Source organism: Lactococcus sp. FSL K6-0773 (assembly GCF_038006485.1).
In the GTDB taxonomy this organism is placed as follows: Bacteria; Bacillota; Bacilli; order Lactobacillales; family Streptococcaceae; genus Lactococcus; species Lactococcus lactis.
This window is the reverse complement of the sequence record NZ_JBBOVF010000001.1, coordinates 1916455-1940246: the sequence shown is the minus strand read 5'-3', so window position 1 is coordinate 1940246 and position 23792 is coordinate 1916455. Positions and strand designations below refer to the sequence as shown.

Below are 23792 nucleotides of genomic sequence, written 5' to 3'. Positions count from 1 at the left end.
ATCTCGCCTCCATGCTTTTCATTATAGACCTTGTTATTAGCAAAGTCAAGTTTTAATGTGAGATTTTCTCACATCGGTTTATTTTATTTGAAATATTTTATACAATTTCATCCAATAATCTTTGACAACCCGTCTTAACAAGTTGATAAGTTTCTTGGAAATCGCCCGTGAACCATGGATCTGGAACACCTTGTTCTAAAAGCATCGCGATTTTTTGACTCGTTCCTTCTGGTGCCATTTTTCTAAGATTTTCTAAATTGGATTCATCCATTGCGATAATTTTATCAAATTCATAAAAATCTTCACTACTGATTTTTTGACTTCCTTTGTGAAGGTCAAAAGCAATCTTTTGTTCTTTTAGTTTTGTTTGGGTTCCAGAATGAATTGGATTTCCATGCTCCCAAGAAGAAGTTGCTCGACTTTCAATCAAAAACTTTGATTCATTCCCTGCCTTTTCAACTAAATCTTTCATGACAAATTCTGCCATTGGGCTACGACAAATATTTCCTAAACAGACAAAAACAATCTTTTCCATGACTTCCTTACTTTATATCATTTATAAATTAACTAATTTTGAGCATTTATTCTATTATACCCTATTTCACAAGATATTACTGACAGAATTCTAAAATGAAAAAGTCTGCCAAAATTTGACAAACTTTTTTACTGACAGACGAACTAATCTTTCTGCTTAATTTTTTTCTTTTTTTCCTTCAATTTTTTATAAATTTTATTGTTATCTACCAAAACTTTACTTTCATTATTTTTAAAAGAATTTTGGAGTTGTTCAACCTCCCGAAAAATATCACTTTTAGGTTGAGGGGCAGGTGTAATTACTGACATAAGTTCTCCTTATCTTTCATTCGACTTATCTCTTAATCGGAAACAATTATTAGAAAATATATAAACCAAATAATATAGTATTCTTTCGCATTAATTCCCTTTCACTAAAAAAATACATCCATATAACCGATTTCTTTTGCCGCTTCATCAAAATTTGTCACCAAAGTCAGTCCTTTTTCGGACAATAGATAAGCTTGGTCACAGAAATGTTCAATTTCCTTGAGATTGTGTGAGGTTAATAAAACAATTTTTTCTTGAGCGATTTTTTTCACTTCTTCATAAACTAGGGCTTTTTTGGAAACGTCAAGCCCACTGAATAGCTCGTCAATGATTAAAATATCACAGTCGATAGAAAATGATAAAATTGTCGCAAAAAGCTCTTTCATTCCTAAAGAAAATTGGCCAATTCTCTTTTTCGCAAATTTATCTGCACCAAAAGTAAGACTTAACTCTCTTGCTCTATCCTGTTCACTATTTTTCAAAATTTTAAAATAATCATGCATTTTTAAACTTTCTTCAAAAGATTCTACATTGGGAAGATAAGCGACACGCCCATTTTCTATTTCTCCTTGAGAAAATCCAATTTCTCCTGAAAGAATGCCGAAAAGTGTACTTTTCCCAATCCCATTTCGTCCAATCAGACCGTACAAACCATTTTCAGAAATCTCAAAATTAAGCGGAGCAATGTCTGGTATCTTTAAATTTTTTATTTTTAATATCATGAGATTCTCCTTGTTTTTTGATTTTTAATAATGAAGACAGAAATGAGCAAAAATAATACACTTAAAGAAAGTAGATAGCCAGCCCCGATTAATATAGAATATTTTCCAAAAAGAGCACTAGGATTTCCAAAAAGTTTTAGAGGTTCAAGATAAGAAAGTGGCACAAAACGTCTAATTGAAATTATCCAAGAAACATTTCCTATCATCGAATATCCCATGACAAATAGAGCTATAACCCCAACAACAACCATACTCCGTTTTACAAAAACAGAAATCAAGGCACCTAATGAAGCCAAGAAAAAGATGACAAAAAACAGATAGAGGATACTTCCTAAATCCAAAATTCCATTTGGAATTGTGAGATTAGTCAAAGTAAATCCTGTTTTCAAATCCGAATCACCAAGATAGGCGGGATAATTCCATGCTCCAAAACCATTCACCACCCCAATTACCAGAAAATAAATGATACTAGAAATAATAATCCAAGCAAAGGTCGCTAAAGTTCCAGATAAAACTTTTATAATTAAATTTTTCTGCAAATCAATTCCCGCAAATCGATAAAATCTGTTTTCTTTTGATTCATAACTAGTGGCGACAAGGATTGAAACCATGGAAGCAAATAAGACAATGAATAGACTACTCGTTAAAATTGGAATGAACTGCTGATGAAAATTTCCAAAAGCATGAGATTGCATGGTAGGCATTGCTTCAAAATCTAACTTTCTCTCTTGAACTGTCTTGATATACTTAATTTCTGCTTTCAGGAATTTATCTTGACCAGATGATGATTGGTTACCATTTTGTTTAAAATACAACTGGTCAATTTCTTTTTGTAAATGATAATATTCATTAATGTCATTGACGCCTATAGCTGCGATTTGTTTTTGATAGATGTTATCTTTTTGCTTTAAGTCACTCAATGTATTATTTAGATTATCATCTTCTGCCTTCACTTTTGTGGTTTTTAGGCTTTCTTCAGTAGTTTCAATGTTATCCTGAACTGATTTTTCATTAGTCTGTACCTCTTGAACAAGGCTAGTGATGTTATTTTTAAAAATATTAGTAAAAGAAATTGTATTATATACACTATAAACTATGATTAAGGAAGAAATCAAAGCTAATAAGTATCTGTTTCTTTTGTTTAGAATAAACTTTTTTAATTCAAATTTGAAGTATTTCATTTAATCACCTCTCAATCAAAAATAATCATTAAATAGGAGTAAGTGAGGTAGCTTACTCCTATTCCATCAATAATGATAATAAGTAGTTACTTGTTTTGCCGGTTGACTTTGTCCGACAGAATTTACTACCGTGTAGTAAATTGTACTTGTGGTGGTTGTATAAGAACCTCCATGAAGGATATTCACATAATCATAATAATCCGTTGTTCCTGTAGAAACATTATTTAGATAGTAAGTAACTGAACTTGTTTTTACATAGGCGACTTGAGTCGCAGATACAGAAGTTATCCCTATCGCACCTGTCGTAACAAGTAAAGTTGATAAGACAAAGATTTGTTTTTTCAAATTCATTTTCATAATTTACCTCTTTCTGCCCAAATTCAGAAAGAAATTATCTTTTCTGAATCAAGCTGATGATATTTTTCTCATGTTGAGAGCTTCCTTTCATTTTTTACTTTGTTTTCTTGGCTGCGCTCAGTAGCTTGCGAATTTGTCCATTGGTTTTTCCTCGTTTGTTTTTATTTTTGTCTCCTTAACTTTATTGTAGCACCGATTTCGAAAGCACAAAAAAAAGATTCAAATTGAATCTTTTCCTAGAATATCACTTAACCATTGAGGAAAATTATAGTTTTTCACATATTTATCATAGAGTTTTTGGTAGGTTTTTGCTAAATTTATACTTCCTTCCCAATCAAAAATTTCGATGACCTTTTTCATGCTTTCAATTCCCAGAAGTCGTTCTTCGCCTTGACCATAAAAAATACAATAATAACCTTTAGTAAAGCGATAAATCAATCTAGAATATGCGTCTTTTTCATGACAATATGCTTTGACCAGAGCCAGACATTCTTGCGCTTCCTTTTCTTTCCCTTCTTGGATACAAGTCACTGCTCCGCGACAGGCGATTTGACAAATAATTTTGCGATAACGTGTACGATTGGCTAACCTTTGATGATGATGGCTCAAATCTTGAATAATTGCTTTTATCATTTCTGACGAAAATTGCTCAATGGTATCTGACAAAATGAGAAGTTCATAAAAACTAAATATTTCAATTCCTAAAATAAAAGAACTTAACTCAACCACTTCGTTTTCTGGCAACTTTTCTAAGCGTGCTTTGGCACAAAGAGCAATCAAATGTTCGCCAATTTGCTCACATTGCCAGGCAATGTCTTTTAGTTCTTCAATATTATTATTCGTTGCCGCTTGGTCGATTTTACTAAATAATTCTTCGTAAAAACTATGTTTAAAATTATTGAGATAATAATCATATTCAGAAAGTTCCAAGTGAAGAAATTCAAGCAAAGCATCAATTTGATCAAGATTTAAATAACCTTCTCCACTAAAAAAACGAGAGAGACTACTTTTAGGAATTCCTGTTTTTTTGATAATTTCATTTTTCGTGATTTCTTTAGCTTCACAGAGTTCTTGAAGTTTTAAACCATAGTATTGTTTAACCATTTGTCTTGTCTCTCCAGTCGTAACTTTATGGTCATATTATATACTTTTTTTCATTATTGTTACAACGGCAGGAATTTATGTAATATAAAAAAGCCCGTCAAGCTTTGACAAACTTTTTTACTGACAGATACTAACTGTCAATCTTCTTCATTATAAACGTAACCTAAGTGTTCATAGGCTCTTTGGGTCACCTTACGTCCCTGTTTAGTTCTCATCAAAAATCCTTTTTGAATCAAATAAGGTTCATACATATCCTCGACCGTTTCACGGTCTTCGGCAATATTTACCGCCAAAGTTCCAATCCCAACAGGACCACCGTGGTACATTTCAATCATTGTGCGGAGAATTTTTTGGTCAATATAGTCCAAACCAGCGGCATCAACATCAAGAATAGACAAGGCCTTATCGGTAATTGCTTTATCCACTCGGCCATCCCCCATTATTTGAGCAAAATCACGCACTCGTTTAAGTAAACGATTGGCAATCCGTGGAGTCCCTCGACTACGTAAAGCAATCTCTAAAGCGGCATTATCAATAACTTCGACTTCAAAAATATCAGCTGTTCTTTTAACAATTTCTTCTAAATCACGCTCTTGATAATACTCCATATGACTTGAAATTCCAAAACGGGCACGCAATGGATTCGAAAGCATTCCAGCTCTTGTTGTTGCCCCAACTAGAGTAAATGGCGGCAAATCTAAATGAACCGAGCGTGAACCATCACCAGAACCAAGCATAATATCAATGTAGAAATCTTCCATAGCGCTATAAAGAACTTCTTCAACTTGCATTGGCATCCGATGAATTTCATCAATAAATAGCACATCGCCAGGTTCCAATTCATTCAAAATCGCAACTAAATCTCCTGGCTTTTCAATGGCAGGACCCGCTGTTTGTTTAATATTAACTCCCAACTCATTGGCAATGACAAATGCCATTGTTGTCTTACCAAGTCCCGGAGGGCCAAAAAGTAACACGTGGTCCAAAACTTCTTCACGCATTTTTGCTGCTTTAATAAAGATTTCTAATTGTTCTTTGACTTTATCTTGACCAATATATTGATTAAAAAATTGCGGACGTAGAGATTTTTCAATACCGTAATCTTCTTCCATTGGCTCTTTGTTTAATATATCGTTCATCTTATCTTGTAATTCTCCTTTTAGAGATGATTTTTGATGACTTATGAGAAGCTGTCAGTAAATTTTACTGACAGAAAGACTTGAATGACTATTTTTGATGTCTGTCAGTTCTTTCTTCAAACTTTTTTATTTCATCATAAGTTTTAAGGCTGATTTGATATATTCTTCGCTGGTCAGACCTGTTTCTTGAGCTAATTTTTTCTCAATTTTCTTCAATTCTGTTGCTTTATAACCCAAAGCTTGCAGCGCTTCAATCGCTTCTTCCAAAGCAAGATTGCCAGCAGGTCCAGCATCAAGAAGAGAAATACCTACAGTTCCTGTCGCATCAAATTTCCCAGCCAAATCAAGCACCATCTGCATGGCTGTTTTTTTACCAACTCCTGGAAATTTAGTTAAATACTTGATATCACTATTGTCAATAGCAGTGATTAAACCTTCGTTATCAGCCGCTGCAATGATGGCCAGAGCTGATTTTGGCCCAATCCCAGAAACGCTGATCAGACGTAAGAATAAAGCTTTTTCGGCCTCGTTAACAAAACCATAGAGGCTGTGGGCATCTTCGCGAATGACTTGATGAACATAAATTTTTACTTCTGTGTTCATCAAAGCAGACCAAGCGTAAGGGTTAGCTACACTGATAAGATAACCAATTCCTGCTACATCAATTACAATATTTGTTGGGGAAATTTTTACTAATTTTCCATTAAGATATTCAAACATTTTTTTACTTTTCTAATTTTTTTGATTGACAAACTCCCTTATTCAAGTCTGTCAGTAGTTTTTATCTATTTTTTTACTGACCAACTTCATCATTAATCTGTTTAGTCACTTTTTACTCAAAATCTTTCCACGAAGCTGCTTTTGAACGATGCGTTTCTTGGATTCTCCGGAACATTTTTTGAATGTCATCCCCTGAAAAATGAACAATCGTTGGCCGTCCATGCGCACAACTATAAGGATTTTTACAAGTTGCTAATTCTGCAAGCAATGCTCTAGCTGACTCGGCATCAAGGGGATGATTAGCTTTAATTGAACTTTTACAAGCAACCATTGCAGCTAAATCATGACGATATTTTTTGAGTGAAAATTCTTTTGATGCGAGAATAATATCAATCATTGCATTAATTGATTTCTCTATCTCGGTTTCTTTTAACCAGATTGGATGTTCTCTTAAAATGAATTGATTTTCTCCGTATTCTTCTAAGAAAACACCGGCTTCATGCAACAAATCTTTCTTCTCGGCTAAAACAATAAAATCATTTTTGGCTAAAGTGAACAAATATGGTGCAAGTAAAATTTGTTGCTCCATACTGACCTCACCAATTTTATCTTTCCAATACTCATATTTTATTCGCTCTTGAGCCGCATGTTGGTCAACCAAATAAAGTCCTTCTTTGGACTGACAAAGTAAATAAGTCGCATGCAATTGTGCCAAGTATTCAAGCTGCGGAAAAGTTGATGACTGACTTATCTTTGCTTCATTATCAAAATCAATTTCAAAGTTGCTGACAGTATTTTCTAGACTGTTGTCAGTAATTTCAGTTGTACTTTCAACAGTTCTATCAGTAATTTTTTCATTGACAGCATCTGTATTAAGTTGATTTTCTGTAAAATTATCAAAAGTTTGTTCAGACGAATCATTTGAAGGCTGATTTTTATTGATTTTAAAAGTTGCCTCTTCTCTGACATAAAAATCTTGGCGAACATTATCATAATATAAAGGATTATTTTGCAAAGGAAGTTCCGTTTGAACAGAAAGAGTTTCCTTTTCTTTAGCTCTTCCTTGCAAATTTTCCAAAGCTTCTGGAATCAAAACACCTTCTGATAAAGCCTCATCAATTGCTTTAGAAATTAAAGCCATCAATTCACGCTCTTTAGACAAACGCACCTCTTGTTTTGTCGGATGAACATTAACATCAGCAAGTGTTGGGTCAATTTTAATCGATAAAATAGCAAAAGGGAACCGTCCCACCATCAATCGATTGCCATATCCTTCTAAAATTGCCCGATTCAATAAAAAGTTTTTGATAAATCGACCATTTATTAAAATCGTAATATAATTACGATTAGCCCTTGTCAGCTCTGGTATGCTGACATAACCTGTTAGTTCAAAATCTAAGTCTGAACCCTTGATTTGACGCATTTTTTTCGCTGTCCCTATGCCATAAATTGCAGCAATAACCTGACGTAAATCACCATTTCCAGCCGTTTTCAAAAATTCTTTACCCTCATTAACTAAAGTAAAGGAAATCTCTGGATGAGCCAGACTCAATCGGTTGATGATGTCTGTGATATGAGAAAGTTCAGCCTGCAAGGACTTGATATACTTGAGTCTTGCTGGTGTATTATAAAAAAGATTAGCAACAGAAATTTTCGTCCCCACGCGCTTAGCAAGTGGTTCTAAAGTTTCGATATTTCCACCTTTAGCAATTAGTTTTGTTCCTGATTCTTCCTCAGCCGTACTTGTTTCAATGGTCATCTGGCTGACAGAAGCGATTGATGGCAGAGCCTCCCCCCGAAAACCGAGTGTTCTAATCCGAAACAAATCTGCCGAATCCTTGATTTTACTTGTTGCATGACGACGTAAAGCCAAAGCCACATCTTCTTTTTCCAAACCCAAACCATTATCAATGACTTCAATTAATCGCAAACCAGCTTCTTCAACATTGATAATAATTTTACTGCTTCCAGCATCAATTGAGTTTTCGACTAATTCTTTGACAACACTAGCAGGCCGCTCAACCACCTCTCCAGCAGCAATTTGATTGGCGAGCGCTTCATTTAGTTCAATAATTTTTCCCACAATAATCTCGCTCTCTTGTTTTTTAAAATTAATTCTAATTATAACACAAAAAGCAAGGGCTCGCTTTTCATTTTTTACTGACAAAAAATGATAGACAAGATGAAAATTGTCTATCATTTTTACATAAATTAGTAGTTTCCAAAATCGCGGTATCCATTATCAAAATTATTATAGCTGTTAAAAGCAAAGACTAATACGAAAATAAGAATCAAAATTGCAATCACAAATAATACAATTCCAATGATGAATGCAACGAAACCTGCTCGATTCCAACCGTCCATGACCTTACGGAACTCTTCCTCATCACGATATTTATTATCTCGATTTTCAAGTGCCCATTTTTCGCCATTAAAACCAAAAACGATCATCCATACAATCCCAAAAATCCAACCTATCCATGGGATTAATCCAATCAAAATCAAGAGTCCCAAATAAGCACGGTTGGCAATCCCAAACCACATTGGAAAAGAGAAAGCTCCCCAGTTCCATTTAGTTTTAATTTCATCTTGATTTTCTAGTGAGCGATTCTGAGGAATATCTGCATAAGCTGATTGTTCGCTCGTTTTCTCTTCGACTTTTGAATCAAGTGGTTCACTAGCAGCAATTACTGGTTCTGCAATCACTGGTTCACTTACAAAACCTTCTGAAACTTCAGCCTTGGCAACTACTGGCTCATCAAGTACAGGCTCTGAGGCATCCCATTCACTAATATCACTCTTAGTTGTTTCTTCTTGAGAAGCAAGATTCTCAGAAGTTAATTCTTCAGTTGGCTCCACTTGAGTCTCTGGAATTTCTTGCCCTTTAAGTTCTTTTTCATTTTCCATGTTTAGCTCCTTTTTATGTTAGCTTCTACTCAATTCATCTTTCAATGAATCTCTTTTTAAGTAATTATAGCCTTTTTTCTTAGCTTATTTACAGAATAAGCCTCGCTACCAAGTTCAAAGTGAATCTTTAAGTTCCCACAAGAAATTCAATGCCTCTCTTGCAGTCATATTATCAACATTTTGCCTTTTTATCTTTTCAATAATTTCTGAAGAATTTTCGGTAAAATCAAATAAACTAAGTTGTTCTTGTTCATCAGCAACTTTTTTAGCAGGCAAAGGTTTATTTTCTAACTTCTGCAAAATCAAATCTGCTCGCTCTAACAAAGGCTGTGGTAAACCTGCAATTTTCGCCACATGAATCCCATAGGATTTATCAGCTGGTCCCTCTGTTATTTTATGCAAAAAAGTCACATTCCCATTTTGTTCCAAAGTAGCAACATGGACATTATCAAGATGAACGAGCGCTTCATCTAAGTCTGTCAATTCATGATAATGCGTAGCAAACAAGGTTTTTGCCCCAATATGGTCATGAACATATTCAATAATTGCTTGAGCTAGAGCCATCCCATCATAAGTTGCCGTTCCTCGCCCTAATTCATCAAAAATAATCAGGCTGCGACTGCTTGCCTTTTGAATGGCATGATTGGCCTCAGACATTTCAACCATAAAGGTCGATTCCCCTGAAATCAAGTTATCACTGGCACCAATCCGTGTAAAGATGGCATCAAAAATTGGTAAATTGGCTGTTTCGGCTGGAACAAAAGATCCAATTTGAGCCATAATCACCGTCAAAGCAAATTGACGCATGTAGGTTGATTTACCTGACATATTCGGTCCTGTGATGAGTTGAATATCTGTTTGTTCAGGCAGTTCAATATCATTTGGCACATATTCTTGAGCACCCATGACCGCTTCAACGACCGCATGACGACCGCCTTTAATTTCAACAATTCTTGAACCGTCTGTAAGCGTCGGACGGATATATCCTTGTTTTTCGGCAACGACAGATAGACTTTGTAAACAATCAATTTCAGCAATTGTTTTGGCTAGAGCTTGTAGTCTGCCAATATATTGCTCCGTTTCAGTCCGAAGGTCCATGAATAAATCATATTCTAGAGATGATGATTTTTCACGCGCTTCCAACATAATTTCTTCAATTTCAGTTAATTCCTGAGAACCAAAACGCTCAGAATTTTTCAAAGTTGCCTTACGATAAAAATGTTCAGGAACACTATTCAGCTGACTTTGAGTAATATGAAAATAATAACCATCCTTACGATTATAATCAATTCGCAGTGTGGAAATTCCTGTCTTGGCTTTTTCATCTGCTTCCAATTTAGCAATCCAAGAAGTCCCATTTTCAAGCGCCTCCCGATATTTATCTAATTGAGCATTGTAGCCTTTTTTAATAATGCCCCCTTCAGTAATCGTTCTTGAGGCATTCTCACTAATAGCTGAATTAATTAAACCAGATAATTCTGGAATTTCGTCTAATTGGCTTTTTAACTCTTCTAATGGAGCTTCATTAAGCATTCCCAAAATATTTTTGATAGCAGGGACATTTGATAAAGAATTAGCCAGCTGCAAAAAATCAACCGGAACAGCCTTACCAAAAGAAACACGTGAAGCCAAACGTTCTAAATCATAGACCCCTTTTAAGGCTTCTATCAAATCGGAACGCTCAAAGAAATGGTCTAAGAAAATTTGAACAATTTCCATTCGTTTTTGAATGGCTGAATTTGAAACCAAAGGGCGGTCAATCCACGACCGTAACATTCTGGTTCCCATCGCTGTTTTCGTCTCATCAAGCAACCAATAAAGTGTGCCATGTTTTTTATTTTCTCTTTTATTTGCCGTCAGCTCTAAAGATGATTTTGTCGCAAAGTCCATTTGCAAAAAGTCTTTAATTTCATAATGTTCAACTTCTTGTAAGTGACTCAAATCACGCATTTGTGTTTCTTTAACATAAGCCAACAATTTTGAAGCGACTTGATTTTCTAGGGCGGTCAATCCTGACAAATCTATCAGTAAATTTTCCGGAATTTCAATTTGTTCTGAAATCAAAAGATTCATTTGTCTTTCAAAAACTTTTAACTGACTTTCATCTAAAGTAAAACCAGCTACAATTTCTCGCGCCTTGAGTGAAGCAATTTCTCCCACCACCGCTGAAAATTCGCTGAGCTCTGTCACCTTGAATTCCCCAGTTGATAAGTCCATATAGGAAAGAGCATAATGTTTATCTTTGAAGTCAATTGCCACCAAGAAATTATTATCAACCGAATTTGCAGTGTCAATCGTTGTCCCTGGGGTAATCACCTGTGTTACTGCCCGTTTAACAATTCCGACCGCTTTTTTCGGGTCTTCCATTTGTTCAGCAACAGCCACTTTGTAGCCTAAATCAACCAATTTATCAATGTATTCAGCTGCTGCATGGTGGGGAACACCAGCCATTGGAATTGGATTTTCTGAATTTTTATTTCTTGAAGTCAGGGTTAATTCTAATATTTGGGCAGCATTCACTGCATCATCATAGAAAAGCTCATAAAAATCGCCCATCCGAAAGAGCAAGAAAGCATCGGGATAATCTTGTTTGATGTCTAAATATTGTTGCATTCCTGGTGAAATTCTTTCAGCCATTTTTTCTTCCTATCCCATCTAAATTTTACTGACGAAATTCTTAGCATATCCGTAAGAAAATTTAACACTAAATATCCTAAAACAGAAATTCTGTCAGTATTTTTGTATTATATTTTTACTGACAAAAATTCTAGCATCTCCATAAGCAAGCTTACATGGCCTATCCTATGCCAGAATTTCTTGTCAGTACTTTTTATTCACCAGTTTCCAACAAAAGATTTACTTTCTCTTCTAATTCACCAGTGATATATTGAACTAAATCATTGACATCCTCTAATTTTGTAGCATAATCTTCTACCAAAGGATGATGCTTAATCCGTTTTTCAATGACTTGAGCCGACTGTGAAGTCTTTTTGTAAGCTTGTATTTTATCAATTTTTTGATATAAAACAGCCTCTTTTTGTAAAGCTTTCATTTCTTCTTGAGCTTTAAAAAGTTCTTGATTAGCCATTAGTGCTGTTTCAGCTTGTTGAAAATCTTTAACATAATCAAGACTTTTTATTTTTTCAACAAGCAAATCAACTAAGTCATCATAGTGCATCTCAAGCCTCCTTAAAATTTCATTAATTACTAATTATTTCTTTCATTAAAACTCTTAGACTTTATAAAATAATTATAACATATTTGGTAAAGTGACGATACTTCGCTTTATAAATTAGGGTTAAATCTATAAAATATATTTAGTTTTTCAATCACTTCAACTTTTTTATCTATAAAAACAGCCTGAAATGTTCAGGCTGTTTTGCGCTATTTCTCTTATTCTGGACGATGTCCATTTGGCCACCAAAGTTTAATCAAAGCTTGAGTCCCATCATTTTCAAAGCCTTTATCAGCTAATTGCTCATAGAGTTCTTTTGCCCCTTTAGTTGCAGGAAGCTCAAGATTCATTTTTTCTGCCTCAGAAAGTGCAATCCCTAAGTCTTTGATGAAATGCTTAACAAAAAATCCTGCACTATAATCTTCACGGAGAATCCGAGGCCCGTAATTAGCCAAAGACCAAGTAGCACCAGAACCTCCCCCAACAGTATTTAAAACTTTATCCAAATCCAAACCAGCCTTTTGGGCATAAGCTAGAAGCTCAGTCATTCCAGTCATTGTACCCGCAATACAAATTTGGTTAGCCATTTTGGTGTGTTGTCCACTTCCAGCTGCCCCTTGATGAGTAATAGTTTTTCCCATTTTTTCAAATAAAGGCAAAGCTTTCTCATAAGTTTCTGAATCACCACCAACCATAATAGTCAGTGTCGCATTTTTTGCACCCAAATCTCCTCCAGAAACAGGGGCATCAAGTGCGAAAGCTCCAACTTTTTTAGCTTCTTGATAAATTTCTTGTGCTAAAGTTGGCTCGGTCGTCGTCATATCAATAAGAACTTTTCCTGAACAATCATTTTTGAAAATTCCTTCTGCACCAAAATAAACTTCGCGGACGTCCTTAGGATAACCAACAATTGTAATCACAAACTCAGCTTGAGCCGCAGCCTTTTGTGGATTTTCAGCATAAGTTGCACCACGTGCCACAAGACCGTCCGTTTTTGATTTTGTACGATTATAAACAATTAAATCATGACCAGCGTCCATAAGATGACCAGCCATTGCGGCTCCCATCACACCCGTACCAATAAATGCTATTTTTGCCATTTCTTCTCCTTTATTTAGCAGATTTATAAAATCTGTTTCGTCTAATTTTGGTAATCACGACGTTTACGGGCTTTATCCCCCCGCAACCGTTTGATTTTTCGGTTACGATATTCATCCAATTGATAAGTTTTCAACCATTTTTCAATAGCCACTCGTGAATTTCCTGTTTCTTCGCCAATGCTTGATAAAGAGCGTAAAGGATTTTCATCAATGATTTTCTCTAGTTCTTCTCTTGTTAATCTAGTCATATTTCTCCATCTCTTAAAAAGCTCAAAAGAGCAAAAAACGGCCAGCTTCCAGCCAACCGTCCACTTAATCATGGGGAAGAAGGGATTTGAACCCTCACGCGATTTCTCGCACATGCACCTGAAGCATGCGTGTCTGCCATTCCACCACTTCCCCTACGGATCATAACCTTGTCCTTTTACGTAAGTCGCTAAAGCGACTACTACAAAGGCACTTCCCCTACGGGTCATAACACTTTTCTATAATATCAGTTTAATAGAAAAAATGCAAGTTGAAAATCCGCTATGACGCCCTATTTAAGCACCTCCGTGCCCTACAAACATTGCAACAATTAATATAATCAAAACCAAAGTTGTAATTGCCACATAGAGTTTATCTCCTTCTTTTGCAAAAGCCACAATTGAAGCAACTACTCGCAAAACAGGAGTCAAAATTAAGAGGAATAATCCAGTCATCAACCAAGCCAATGCTTTAAATTCAACTAAACCACTTAAAATTTCATTAAATTTATCTGGCCAAACCCCTTCAGCATAACCAGAATGGCCACTTAGGAGAAACATCAAAATTCCAATAATAATGACTGTAGTACTAACAAATACACCAATCCTAAGAATCTTTCCGATATTTCGCTCTATTTTGAGTAACTCTTCTTTTGTTAATTCTTTATTTACCATTAGAACGATACCCCCAATCCTTTAAGCAACATTTGCAGTGCCATAATCAAAATAACTGGAATGAAAATCAATCGAATTGTTTTTGCTGGTAACTTAGGCATAATTTTTGAGCCCAAAGCTGCACCGGCAACAATCCCAATAGCAAGCGGACCTGCTAAACTTGGATTAACATAGCCATTGAAAAAATAAACCGTTGCAGAAGCCGCTGCTGTTACCCCAATCATCAAATTTGAAGTCGCTGTTGAAGCTTTTAAAGGCATTTTCATCATTGAATCCATTGCCATGACCTTAAAGACCCCAGAACCAATTCCCAAAAGACCTGACGCAACACCAGCACCAAGCATTACAGCAGCACCACCTGGAACCTTTTCTACTTGATAAGGAATTTCTTTGCCAAGTTGTTTATCGTAATAGCTTGAGTTTAATTTTAACTTCTCAGCTATCTTATCTGACTCAACCTTTTGAACAACTTCCTCACCTTTATGCATTTTCCGCCACATATTGTAGCCTTGGAAAATCAAAAGACAACCAAATAAAATATTTAAAATCGTAGCATCAAAAAATCCTGCTAAAATTGCACCAACTAAACCACCAATTGTGGTAAATATCTCCAAAAACATAGCGGTACGAACATTAATCATATCATCTTTCAGATAAGAAATGGCCGCACCAGAACTTGTTGCAATAACGGCAACAATACTTGCCCCAATGGCATATTTAATATCAACACCAAAAAATGTCGTAATAATAGGCGTGATAATAATTCCACCCCCAAGACCCAAAATTGAGCCAAATACCCCTGCGACGAAACCAAGAAGTAACATCAACAGAGTAAATACTAATAAAGACATGTGTTTCTCCAATCTAATAACCCTATTTTACCAAAAACTTTTTAAAGCTGCTTGTTCCTTTGATTAAGATACTTTATCAAGAACATTTAAATCCTATTCTATTTTTTACAACCCCAATTTATGATATAATTCTTATAAGATTAATGCTTCACAAGAGTTTTTGAGGCAACTTATTGGAGGTTAAAATGAATAGACAAGAACTTGAGACACGACTTCGTCAAGAGCTAGCAATTCCCTTTTATAATGCTAAAATAGCCGAGCGCGATTATAGCGAGTCCGAATTTCAAGAAATGAAAGCTGAACTCAAAGCCGATATTGAACAGTACGCTCATGATTACGTCAATGAAACTAATACAAATGGTTAAATTTTACTGACAGAAATTCTAAATCAGTCTGTCAGTAAATTAATTATTGTTTTTTAAAAAAGGAAAAAATATGACCGAACAAAAACAAGCACTTTTCACCATCTTCGGAGCAACTGGTGACCTCGCTAAAAGAAAGCTCTACCCTTCACTCTTTCGCCTTTTCAAAAAAGGTGAGCTAGCTGACAATTTTGCAGTCATTGGTACCGCTCGCCGTCCATGGACAAACGAATATTATCGTGAAGTTGTTTTAGAGTCTATCAAAGATTTAATGAACTCAAAAACGGAAGCCGAAAATTTCGCCAGTCATTTTTATTATCAAAGTCACGATGTTAGCGACAGCTCACATTACGTTAACCTAAAAGATTTGGGTGAAAAATTGCGTAAACAGTATAAAACTGCTGGCAATCAAGTCTTCTTTTTAGCAATGGCTCCTCAATTTTTTGGCACTATCGCTGAACACCTTAAATCAGAAAATATTTTGACAGGTGAGGGTTTTGAGAGAATCGTCATTGAAAAACCATTTGGAACAAGCTACGATACGGCAAAATCACTTAATGACAGCCTCGCAAAAGTATTTAGTGAAGAACAAATTTTCCGAATCGACCACTACCTTGGAAAAGAAATGATCCAGGCCGTTTCTGCCGTTCGTTTTGCCAATCCAATCTTTGAATCGCTTTGGAATAATCAACACATTGATAACGTTCAGATTACTTTTGCCGAATTTATCGGTGTTGAAGACCGTGGCGGTTACTACGAAACTTCTGGTGCTTTAAAAGATATGATTCAAAACCATGTCTTACAAGTACTCAGCCTCATTGCCATGGAAAAACCTGAAAAATTTGATGAATCTTATATTGTAAAAGAAAAAGTTAAAGCCCTTAATGCAATCCGTCAATATTCTTCTGAGGAAGCTTTAGAAAACTTCGTTCGTGGTCAATATATCGCAGGACGTTTTGACGGTGAAGATTACCTAGGCTATCGCGAAGAAGATTCTGTTGCAACAGACAGTCGAACTGAAACTTTCGCTGCTGGAAAATTTGTCATTGATAATGAGCGTTGGTCAGGCGTCCCTTTCTATGTTCGCTCAGGAAAACGTATGACTGAAAAAGGAACTCGTATTAATATCGTTTTCAAAAAAGATAAAGACAATCTCTTTGCAGAAAATTGCGATGACCAATCCGTTCAAAATGTTTTGACCATTTATATTCAACCAACTGAAGGGTTTTCACTTTCAGTAAATGGAAAAGCGGCTGGTCAAGGCTTCCATTTAGAGCCTTTGCGGTTAAATTTCCGACACGATAGTGAATTTCTTGGAAATTCTCCTGAAGCATATGAAAAACTTTTCCTAGATGTCCTTAATGGAGATGGAACAAATTTCTCACATTGGGAAGAAGCGGCTCGCGCCTGGGAACTTATTGATGTTATTCGAGAAGCTTGGGATAAAGAAACTTCTGAGCTTCCAACTTATGCGGCTCGCACAATGGGACCTAAGGCTGCATTTGACTTACTAGAAAAAAATGGTCACGAATGGGCTTGGCAACCTGATTTATGGTATCAAGAACGTGGTTACTACAATAAATAAAGAAAAAAACCTGTCTTAACGATAGGTTTTTTATCTTTTCCACAAACTTTTACACAGTTTTCCACATATTTGTGGAAAGACTTCACAATTCTGTGGAAAACTTTCTGTTTTTATCCATAAAATAAGATAAAAAAAGGATTTTACTTGTGAATTTATTTTTCCACAGGTAAAATTCTTTTTGAAATCTATTTTTATAAACTTGTTTTCCACACAGGCTCACCATCTCGAGCAATCAATTTTTTCCAAACGCGTCGTTCACGCCAACGATTCACTTGTGTACTCCAAGAGTCTGATGCAACTAAAGGTTTGACTAAAATACTTCTGACGCCGGCACGATGAGCAGCTCTAATATCCGTCATCAATTGATCACCAACCATAATCACATTTTCAGGACGCTCATCAAGCAATCTCAAGGCTTTTTTTATCCCCCAAGCAAAAGGTTTCATTGCCCGCCAAATATATTGAACACCAAACTTTTCCACAGCACGAGCAACTCTTGCTTGTTTATTATTTGATACAACCACCACTTTTAAACCATTTTCTCGCATATCCAAAAGCCAAGCCAAAAGCTCTGGAGTTCCGTCAGGATTATCCCAGGCAATTAAAGTATTGTCCAAATCCACCATTACGGCACGAACATTCAAGGCTTGCAGACGTTTAGGGTCTAGTTGATAGACAGCTTCCACTAAATAATCAGGCTTATAATTATCAATTTTCATGCCCCTATTATATCAAAAACTTACAGAAATTCCTGTTTTCTTCCCTAAAAATACTGACAAACTTGTCAGCAAAAAAATAGAGAACAAAATTACTGATAGAACAAAAAAAGCCGCCAAAAGCGACTTTTACTTTTATTTTTATTTAAACTTATCAAAGAAACCTTTTTTACCTGAACCAGAGACTTCAACACCACTTGCTTTAGCAAAAGCTTGGAGCGCTTCTTTTTGAGCTTGATTCAAATTCTTAGGAGTGACAATATTGATAATAACATATTGGTCACCATTACCAGAACCACGGAGTTTTGGCGCACCTTTACCTTTTAGACGGAAATTAGCCCCTGTTTGTGTTCCAGCAGGAATTTTCAACTTCACATTTCCATGAACAGTCGGAACTTCAATTTCATCACCTAAAGCAGCTTGAACAAAGTCCATTGGCATCTTGTAGTAAATTTCTGCACCATCACGCTCAAATTTGTCTGAAGCTTCCACTTGGAAAACAACATACAAATCACCATAAGGTCCACCATTTACACCAGCATCACCTTGTCCTTGCAAACGCATTTTTTGTCCAGTTTCAACACCAGCAGGTACAGTAACCTTAACAGTATGTGCCACTTTTTCATGACCTGAACCATGACAAGTTTCACATTTCTCTTTGATTTCTTTACCTGTTCCGTTACAAACATCACATGTTACTTGTGTTTGCATCCGTCCAAGCGGTGTATCACGAACAACATTAATTTGTCCACGACCACCACATTTATGACAAGTTTCTGGATGTGTGCCAGCTTTCGCTCCAGAACCTCCACAAGTGTGACAGAGTTCTTCACGATTATATTTGACTTGTTTTTCCACGCCAAAAATAGCTTCTTCAAATTTTAAGTTTATCCGATACTGTAAGTCATCTCCTTGACGGGGTGCATTAGGGTTAACTTGTGCACCACCTCCTCCAAAGAAACTTGAGAATATATCTTCAAAACCACCAAAGCCACCTGAGCTACCGCCGAAACCAGAGAAACCAGAAGCTCCGCCGAAGCCACCGCCACCAAAGCCGCCATTGGCTCCAGCTTCACCATATTGGTCATAAGCAGCACGCTTTTGTTCATCCGAAAGCGTTTCGTATGCTTCTTGAACTTCTTTATATTTTTCTTCAGCACCCTCTTCTTTATTTAAATCGGGGTGATATTTTTTGGACATTTTACGATAAGCTTTTTTTATTTCATCTTGACTGGCATTTTTATCGACACCTAGTCGTTCATAATATTCAGTATTATTCATTTCTAAATTACTCACTTCCTTTACTAAATCAATTTTTCAATAGCACTATTTTACCACGTTTTTTCATTTTTGGCAAAAAAATTAGCACTCTTTTTATAAGAGTGCTAATTACACTATAAAAATTCTATCGCAAATTGATTTGTTCCACTATAAACCGAATCAACTGTAGATTCAGCCAACCAATATTTTCCTTTTATTGGATCAGTAACATGAAACTCATTTTTCTTTTCGTTATACCCATCTAAAATAACAGCATGCGTATTAGCTACAACCTTATAACCGTAATAATCATCGTAAGTGATATTAGGTTCATCAAAATCAATCGTCACCCACATTTCAACTAAATGTTCTGATAAAACAGCATCTTTAATCTCGCTAATACTTTTTCCAGATAAGTCAGCAACTTGGATATTATTTTCTTGAGCAAAACTCATCAAAGCTGTGGGCCAAATCGTTGGAAAACCACCATCCGGGATGTCTTCATCAGACGTCCAAGGATTACCAGCATAACCACTTCCTGGATCACCTCCCCAACCCACATACGGCAAAGATTCAATCCAATCAGTGACCGTCCTACCCTGAGTTTTATCCAAATAGACCAATGCATTGTAAAAAGAAACAATTTCACATCCCTGGTAGGCTCCGATTGTCATTTGATTAACATCACCAGTTTTCATCAAAACATAATCGTACTTACCCTTACGATCAGTTTGGACAAAAGTTTTTGATGCAGGTGTTAATTTTTTATCTTCTTGATTCTTAGGATTTACAATTAAAGTAAAAATAAGTAGACAGGCCACAAGAACAAATAAAATTACGATTCTTTTTTTAAAAAGTTTTTTCTTTTTAATAGTCATCTAATAAATCTTTTTTTCCCATCATAGATATTGTTCGATGTACAGTTTCAGCTTGTGCATCTATTATATTGTACTCTTTTGTCAAATCATAGGCTTCATATAAGACTGACAATTCTGTACAACCTAAAATGGTTACTTCACAATTCATTTCTGACGCGACATCAGACAAAATTTCCTTATAAAGCTCAAAATTAAGATTTCTATTTTCCTTAACTTCTTGATAAATCAAGCGATTTACCTTTTCTTGCAATTGATCATCTGGAATTACCGCTTCATATCCTTGTTCTTCCAAGGCCTTACGATAAACTCCTGTCAAAATTGTTCCTTCAGTCGCTAGCACGGCCACCCTCTTAGCTTTTGGAAAGTGATGGCTAATACTATCAACGGCAATGCGTGGCATATGTAGAATCGGAATTTCTGTTGCTTTTTGCATCTCATCAAAATAATAATGAGCCGTGTTACAAGGAACAACGAAAAATTTTGGTGAAAGTTGACTGTGAATCTTAATATCATCAATCAATTTTTCTTCTGGATTTTCCAATGAAGGATTCTTGATATAATCTGTTCGGTCAGGAATTGTCGCATGATTAACTACGATATAATTCAAATAATCTTGGTCACGATAAGCCTCTGTTCGTTCATTCAGTGTATGAATAAAACTTTCAGTCGCAAGAGTACCCATCCCCCCCAAGATTGTAAAGAAGTTTTCCATTATATCCCCCTGTCCTTCTTATTCTTAATTTTTATTTGTGAAAGTACGTTTTAAATGCCCCAATATAGCGATGGAATGCATATTTCATCAAAAGATAACGTTTTGGTGAGTTATCCTTAGAATAAAATAGAGTTGTCCCATAGTTTCCTGAATTAATAAAACGACGAATTTCTTCTTTAAAACTAGGATTTACATATTTGAGCAATACTTTTTTAGGAACCCCTAACCAAAGTTTTGAACCTTTTCCATAAATTGTCTCAGTAAAAGGTTCATTGTTAATACGGTCAGCAACTAAATAACGTGTCAAATTGTAACCATTTAAAGTAACATAAAAGGAGCTACGTCCTTGACGTAAGTTAATTTCAAAAAGTTTATAAGAGCCATCACGTGGGTCATATTTCATATCAAAATTAGCAAAGCCTGTATATTCAATTTTTTCAAGAAAATCCTGAATTTGTTGATAAACTTGTTGATTATAATCAGGCAAAATCGCCACATAATTCCCAATCGCTTTTGGACTTGGATCCTCAAGTAATGGATGACCCAAACACATCATGCGAACTTTATGATTTTTATCTACATAAGCGTTAAGAACACGCATATTTTCATCCCCTCCAGGAATGAAATCTTGAATAATCATCTCATCAGGATAACCAGCTTCATAACAACGATGCAGCATCAACTTCATTTCTTCGTTAGATGCAATCGTGAACGCTTTTTTCTGCCCTTCAAAGTGCACATCTAAATAAGAAATAGAATTCCCTGGTTTTAAAATCATTGGATAAGGGAAAGTTAACTCATCTACTAAAGTATCTATTTCTGATTTTGGATTAACTAATACCGTTTTTGGATAAGGTAAATTATATTGTTCACAGATATTGTAAAAATCAGGCTTATTTTCTAATTGACGATAAAGCGCGTAGTCAATATAAGGCACTTCAAAAAATTTCGAAAGTTCCTCACGATATTTTGAAGCAAGTAGGGCATAACCGTCCCCACAAGCTACTAAAAGATATTTTTTCTTACTGTCTTTATGTTTACTTGCAAAATCACGAAGCACCTGAATAAAAGTTTCTTCATGGTCAAAATTTTCATGAGTTTGTACTTCAACAATTTTTGAATACTTTGTTGGAGCTAATCCAGAAGCACTTAAAGCCAGAGAAGTAATTCCAAATTCTTCATGAAATGAACGAGCCATTCCATAGACGTTGATATCAGAACCTAACAAGATAGGTTGAAATTCATTTGTTTGTGACACAAAAACCTCCCTTAAAAATTAACCACAGCAGGTTTTTCACCATTATTGATGAAGTAAACATCATACCAAGTCAAGAATGAATAAATTGTCCAGAGTTTACGACGTGCATCATTTTTATCTGCAAAGTTATCATCCAACATCTTCAAGAGTTTTTCTTGATCAAAGAATTCAGCAACAAAATCTTGTTCAAATAATTGACGAACAACTTTATAATATTTTTCTTCTCGCAACCAGTCTTTAATTGGCACTGGGAAGCCTAATTTTTTACGATTTGACCATTCTTCTGGTAAATGACGACGAGCTGCTTGGCGGAAAGCATACTTTGTATTATGCTCATTCAAAAGATATTTTGTAGGAATTTGTTCCGCTGTATGCATCAATTCAATATCAAGGAGTGGAACACGCAATTCAAGTGAGTGTGCCATTGCCATTTTATCAGCTTTAAGTAGGATATCTCCTGGCATCCATTGGTGCATATCAAGATATTGCATTTTACGAAGTTCAGAACCTTCTGGGGCCTTTTTGTAAGTTTTTCCAACAATATCTTTAACAGTTGGAGCTGCTTTAAATTCTTCTTTCAAAAGCTCTACTGATTCAGACTCATCAAATACTTTCGCTTGGCCGATAAAGAAATCTTCAGCAGGCGCAAGTGATTCATAAAGATGTTTTTGACCTTTGAAATGTTTATTTTCAATACCACGAGCAATTGAGAAACGTAAAGATTTTGGTAATTTCTTCAAACCTTCTGCGAAAACACGAACCGCACGAGAATTTGTACTAAATCCATAAGACTCATAACCAGCAAAAAGCTCATCGGCACCTTCACCGCTCATTACAACACGTACATCACGTGCTGCTAATTCTGCGAGGAAAAAGAGTGGCACACAAGAAGGATTTGAATCTGGTTCATCCAAATAATATTGAATTTGTGGGAAATACTTGAACGCTTCATCTCCATGGATTTCACGAGAAGTATTGTTCAAACCAATCATATCAGTCAATTGTTTGGCTTGTTTAGATTCATTGAAAGTTCCTTGACCAAAACCAATAGAATAAGTATGTTCAGGACGAAGCGTTGAAGCAACATAACTAGAATCGACACCGCTTGATACAAAAGCTCCAACTTCTACGTCAGCAAATTTATGAGCGTCAACAGAACCCAAAACGGTCTTGTCAATCAAATCAATTGATTCTTCCAAGCTCATATCTTTTTCATCAACTTTCATATCCCAATAAGGTTTGATATCCAAGACCCCATCTTTGTAAGTAAAGTAATGACCTTCTTTGATACGAAAAACATTTTTAAAGAAAGTTTCATCAAGAGCAGAGTATTGGAAAGTCATGTAAGGTTTTAAAGCTTCTTTATTTAATTCTTTTTTGAAGTTTGGATGTTTCAAAAAACTTTTAATTTCTGAACCATACATGAAAGTTCCACCCATTTGAGTATAGTAAAGTGGTTTGATACCAAAATGATCACGAGCACCAAACAATTCTTGTTTTTCTCTATCCCAAATAACAAAAGCGAACATTCCACGAAGCTTTTGAAGAAGTTCTACACCATATTCTTCATAACCATGCAAAAGAACTTCTGTATCAGCATGAGTTGTAAAATCATGACCTTTAGCGATAAGGTCCTCACGTAATTCGCGGAAGTTATAAATTTCACCGTTAAAAGTAATCAATTTACTTTTATCTTCATTGAAAATGGGTTGGTCTCCACCTTCAAGGTCAATAATACTCAAACGACGAAAGCCAATTGCGGCACCTTCATCAATAAATTCACCTGAACTACTTGGACCACGGTGAACAATAGTATTCATCATTTCTTCTAAAGTTTTTGATTTATCATTTTGATTCATCCGGTCAATAAAGCCGACAATTCCACACATTTGTATCTATCCCCTTATCATTTTTCCTTATTATTATACCACAATAATAAAAAATGATTTGACAGAAGGAAAATTATTCCCCACTATCAAATCACTATTTTTTTATTTATTAA

At 35.5% G+C, this 23792-nt stretch carries 24 protein-coding genes and 1 tRNA gene; 2 read left to right on the top strand and 23 right to left on the bottom strand.

Annotated features, from left to right (window positions below; all coding sequences use genetic code 11):
* Positions 1–97 precede the first annotated feature (97 nt).
* The 17 genes from MHB61_RS09610 to MHB61_RS09530 all read right to left on the bottom strand — a co-directional run bounded on the left by MHB61_RS09610 (position 98) and on the right by MHB61_RS09530 (position 15019).
* Positions 98–535 (bottom strand): low molecular weight protein-tyrosine-phosphatase, encoded by a 438-nt coding sequence (locus MHB61_RS09610; RefSeq protein ID WP_003131986.1) that lies wholly within the window; start codon positions 533–535, stop codon positions 98–100.
* Between the two features lie 143 nt (positions 536–678).
* Positions 679–843: a hypothetical protein gene (locus tag MHB61_RS09605; protein WP_003131988.1), complete on the bottom strand. Its 165-nt coding sequence runs from the start codon at positions 841–843 to the stop codon at positions 679–681.
* A 104-nt stretch (positions 844–947) separates the two neighbouring features.
* On the bottom strand, positions 948–1565 hold the full coding sequence (locus tag MHB61_RS09600) for an AAA family ATPase (protein ID WP_003131990.1): 618 nt from the start codon (positions 1563–1565) through the stop codon (positions 948–950).
* Positions 1562–2746, bottom strand: coding sequence for an ABC transporter permease (locus MHB61_RS09595; protein WP_014570851.1), 1185 nt, complete (start codon positions 2744–2746; stop codon positions 1562–1564). Before MHB61_RS09595 ends, MHB61_RS09600 begins: the two co-directional genes overlap by 4 nt.
* Before the next feature lie 66 nt (positions 2747–2812).
* Positions 2813–3103, bottom strand: a complete 291-nt coding sequence (locus MHB61_RS09590; RefSeq protein WP_003131992.1) for a hypothetical protein — start codon at positions 3101–3103, stop codon at positions 2813–2815.
* A 219-nt stretch (positions 3104–3322) separates the two neighbouring features.
* Complete coding sequence (locus MHB61_RS09585; RefSeq protein WP_003131993.1) at positions 3323–4207, bottom strand: XRE/MutR family transcriptional regulator; 885 nt, start codon at positions 4205–4207, stop codon at positions 3323–3325.
* A 137-nt stretch (positions 4208–4344) separates the two neighbouring features.
* A complete protein-coding gene (gene ruvB, locus MHB61_RS09580; protein WP_003131994.1) occupies positions 4345–5346 on the bottom strand; it encodes a Holliday junction branch migration DNA helicase RuvB in 1002 nt (333 codons plus the stop codon).
* A gap of 126 nt (positions 5347–5472) precedes the next feature.
* Positions 5473–6066 (bottom strand): Holliday junction branch migration protein RuvA, encoded by a 594-nt coding sequence (ruvA, locus tag MHB61_RS09575; RefSeq protein ID WP_003131995.1) that lies wholly within the window; start codon positions 6064–6066, stop codon positions 5473–5475.
* A gap of 112 nt (positions 6067–6178) precedes the next feature.
* Positions 6179–8149, bottom strand: a complete 1971-nt coding sequence (gene mutL, locus MHB61_RS09570; protein ID WP_014570854.1) for a DNA mismatch repair endonuclease MutL — start codon at positions 8147–8149, stop codon at positions 6179–6181.
* Between the two features lie 128 nt (positions 8150–8277).
* Entirely contained in the window at positions 8278–8973 is a 696-nt protein-coding gene (locus MHB61_RS09565; RefSeq protein WP_003131997.1) for a hypothetical protein, read from the bottom strand.
* A 114-nt stretch (positions 8974–9087) separates the two neighbouring features.
* Entirely contained in the window at positions 9088–11610 is a 2523-nt protein-coding gene (mutS, locus tag MHB61_RS09560; protein WP_003131999.1) for a DNA mismatch repair protein MutS, read from the bottom strand.
* 193 nt (positions 11611–11803) lie between these two features.
* Complete coding sequence (locus MHB61_RS09555) at positions 11804–12151, bottom strand: RicAFT regulatory complex protein RicA family protein (RefSeq protein WP_012898702.1); 348 nt, start codon at positions 12149–12151, stop codon at positions 11804–11806.
* Positions 12152–12366: 215 nt separating this feature from the next.
* The gene (locus tag MHB61_RS09550) at positions 12367–13248 is read right to left on the bottom strand and encodes an NAD(P)-dependent oxidoreductase (RefSeq protein ID WP_003132001.1); all 882 of its coding nucleotides are present in this window, start codon (positions 13246–13248) and stop codon (positions 12367–12369) included.
* A gap of 41 nt (positions 13249–13289) precedes the next feature.
* Entirely contained in the window at positions 13290–13496 is a 207-nt protein-coding gene (locus MHB61_RS09545; protein ID WP_003132002.1) for a hypothetical protein, read from the bottom strand.
* Between the two features lie 71 nt (positions 13497–13567).
* Positions 13568–13650, bottom strand: a tRNA-Leu gene (locus MHB61_RS09540).
* A gap of 140 nt (positions 13651–13790) precedes the next feature.
* Positions 13791–14168 carry a DUF1634 domain-containing protein gene (locus MHB61_RS09535; protein ID WP_003132003.1) on the bottom strand — a complete coding sequence of 126 codons (378 nt, stop codon included), beginning with the start codon at positions 14166–14168 and terminating at the stop codon, positions 13791–13793.
* Positions 14168–15019: a sulfite exporter TauE/SafE family protein gene (locus MHB61_RS09530; protein WP_010906392.1), complete on the bottom strand. Its 852-nt coding sequence runs from the start codon at positions 15017–15019 to the stop codon at positions 14168–14170. Before MHB61_RS09530 ends, MHB61_RS09535 begins: the two co-directional genes overlap by 1 nt.
* A gap of 185 nt (positions 15020–15204) precedes the next feature.
* Here MHB61_RS09530 and MHB61_RS09525 point away from each other — a divergent pair, with 185 nt between their 5' ends.
* Both MHB61_RS09525 and zwf read left to right on the top strand, forming a co-directional pair.
* The gene (locus MHB61_RS09525; protein ID WP_003132007.1) at positions 15205–15384 is read left to right on the top strand and encodes a hypothetical protein; all 180 of its coding nucleotides are present in this window, start codon (positions 15205–15207) and stop codon (positions 15382–15384) included.
* Positions 15385–15454: 70 nt separating this feature from the next.
* A complete protein-coding gene (gene zwf / locus MHB61_RS09520) occupies positions 15455–16966 on the top strand; it encodes a glucose-6-phosphate dehydrogenase (protein ID WP_012898704.1) in 1512 nt (503 codons plus the stop codon).
* Between the two features lie 191 nt (positions 16967–17157).
* Here zwf and MHB61_RS09515 read toward each other — a convergent pair whose 3' ends face one another.
* The 6 genes from MHB61_RS09515 to asnB form a co-directional block, all read right to left on the bottom strand.
* Positions 17158–17685, bottom strand: a complete 528-nt coding sequence (locus MHB61_RS09515) for a YqeG family HAD IIIA-type phosphatase (RefSeq protein WP_003132009.1) — start codon at positions 17683–17685, stop codon at positions 17158–17160.
* Between the two features lie 138 nt (positions 17686–17823).
* Positions 17824–18963 (bottom strand): molecular chaperone DnaJ, encoded by a 1140-nt coding sequence (gene dnaJ, locus MHB61_RS09510; protein WP_014570855.1) that lies wholly within the window; start codon positions 18961–18963, stop codon positions 17824–17826.
* A gap of 113 nt (positions 18964–19076) precedes the next feature.
* Positions 19077–19820: a C39 family peptidase gene (locus tag MHB61_RS09505; RefSeq protein ID WP_003132011.1), complete on the bottom strand. Its 744-nt coding sequence runs from the start codon at positions 19818–19820 to the stop codon at positions 19077–19079.
* Positions 19810–20532: an aspartate/glutamate racemase family protein gene (locus tag MHB61_RS09500; RefSeq protein WP_003132012.1), complete on the bottom strand. Its 723-nt coding sequence runs from the start codon at positions 20530–20532 to the stop codon at positions 19810–19812. Before MHB61_RS09500 ends, MHB61_RS09505 begins: the two co-directional genes overlap by 11 nt.
* 31 nt (positions 20533–20563) lie before the next feature.
* A complete protein-coding gene (locus MHB61_RS09495) occupies positions 20564–21790 on the bottom strand; it encodes a carboxylate--amine ligase (RefSeq protein WP_003132013.1) in 1227 nt (408 codons plus the stop codon).
* 11 nt (positions 21791–21801) lie between these two features.
* On the bottom strand, positions 21802–23679 hold the full coding sequence (gene asnB, locus MHB61_RS09490; protein WP_003132014.1) for an asparagine synthase (glutamine-hydrolyzing): 1878 nt from the start codon (positions 23677–23679) through the stop codon (positions 21802–21804).
* Between the last annotated feature and the right edge of the window lie 113 nt (positions 23680–23792).

Excerpts from the sequence above, each read along its gene's own strand:
- MHB61_RS09610 (WP_003131986.1), bottom strand. The coding sequence starts at position 535 with ATGGAAAAGATTGTTTTTGTCTGTTTAGGAAATATTTGTCGTAGCCCA.
- MHB61_RS09605 (WP_003131988.1), bottom strand. The coding sequence starts at position 843 with ATGTCAGTAATTACACCTGCCCCTCAACCTAAAAGTGATATTTTTCGG.
- MHB61_RS09600 (WP_003131990.1), bottom strand. The coding sequence starts at position 1,565 with ATGATATTAAAAATAAAAAATTTAAAGATACCAGACATTGCTCCGCTT.
- MHB61_RS09595 (WP_014570851.1), bottom strand. The coding sequence starts at position 2,746 with ATGAAATACTTCAAATTTGAATTAAAAAAGTTTATTCTAAACAAAAGA.
- MHB61_RS09590 (WP_003131992.1), bottom strand. The coding sequence starts at position 3,103 with ATGAAAATGAATTTGAAAAAACAAATCTTTGTCTTATCAACTTTACTT.
- MHB61_RS09585 (WP_003131993.1), bottom strand. The coding sequence starts at position 4,207 with ATGGTTAAACAATACTATGGTTTAAAACTTCAAGAACTCTGTGAAGCT.
- ruvB (WP_003131994.1), bottom strand. The coding sequence starts at position 5,346 with ATGAACGATATATTAAACAAAGAGCCAATGGAAGAAGATTACGGTATT.
- ruvA (WP_003131995.1), bottom strand. The coding sequence starts at position 6,066 with ATGTTTGAATATCTTAATGGAAAATTAGTAAAAATTTCCCCAACAAAT.
- MHB61_RS09565 (WP_003131997.1), bottom strand. The coding sequence starts at position 8,973 with ATGGAAAATGAAAAAGAACTTAAAGGGCAAGAAATTCCAGAGACTCAA.
- mutS (WP_003131999.1), bottom strand. The coding sequence starts at position 11,610 with ATGGCTGAAAGAATTTCACCAGGAATGCAACAATATTTAGACATCAAA.
- MHB61_RS09555 (WP_012898702.1), bottom strand. The coding sequence starts at position 12,151 with ATGCACTATGATGACTTAGTTGATTTGCTTGTTGAAAAAATAAAAAGT.
- MHB61_RS09550 (WP_003132001.1), bottom strand. The coding sequence starts at position 13,248 with ATGGCAAAAATAGCATTTATTGGTACGGGTGTGATGGGAGCCGCAATG.
- MHB61_RS09545 (WP_003132002.1), bottom strand. The coding sequence starts at position 13,496 with ATGACTAGATTAACAAGAGAAGAACTAGAGAAAATCATTGATGAAAAT.
- MHB61_RS09535 (WP_003132003.1), bottom strand. The coding sequence starts at position 14,168 with ATGGTAAATAAAGAATTAACAAAAGAAGAGTTACTCAAAATAGAGCGA.
- MHB61_RS09530 (WP_010906392.1), bottom strand. The coding sequence starts at position 15,019 with ATGTCTTTATTAGTATTTACTCTGTTGATGTTACTTCTTGGTTTCGTC.
- MHB61_RS09525 (WP_003132007.1), top strand. The coding sequence starts at position 15,205 with ATGAATAGACAAGAACTTGAGACACGACTTCGTCAAGAGCTAGCAATT.
- zwf (WP_012898704.1), top strand. The coding sequence starts at position 15,455 with ATGACCGAACAAAAACAAGCACTTTTCACCATCTTCGGAGCAACTGGT.
- MHB61_RS09515 (WP_003132009.1), bottom strand. The coding sequence starts at position 17,685 with ATGAAAATTGATAATTATAAGCCTGATTATTTAGTGGAAGCTGTCTAT.
- dnaJ (WP_014570855.1), bottom strand. The coding sequence starts at position 18,963 with ATGAATAATACTGAATATTATGAACGACTAGGTGTCGATAAAAATGCC.
- MHB61_RS09505 (WP_003132011.1), bottom strand. The coding sequence starts at position 19,820 with ATGACTATTAAAAAGAAAAAACTTTTTAAAAAAAGAATCGTAATTTTA.
- MHB61_RS09500 (WP_003132012.1), bottom strand. The coding sequence starts at position 20,532 with ATGGAAAACTTCTTTACAATCTTGGGGGGGATGGGTACTCTTGCGACT.
- asnB (WP_003132014.1), bottom strand. The coding sequence starts at position 23,679 with ATGTGTGGAATTGTCGGCTTTATTGACCGGATGAATCAAAATGATAAA.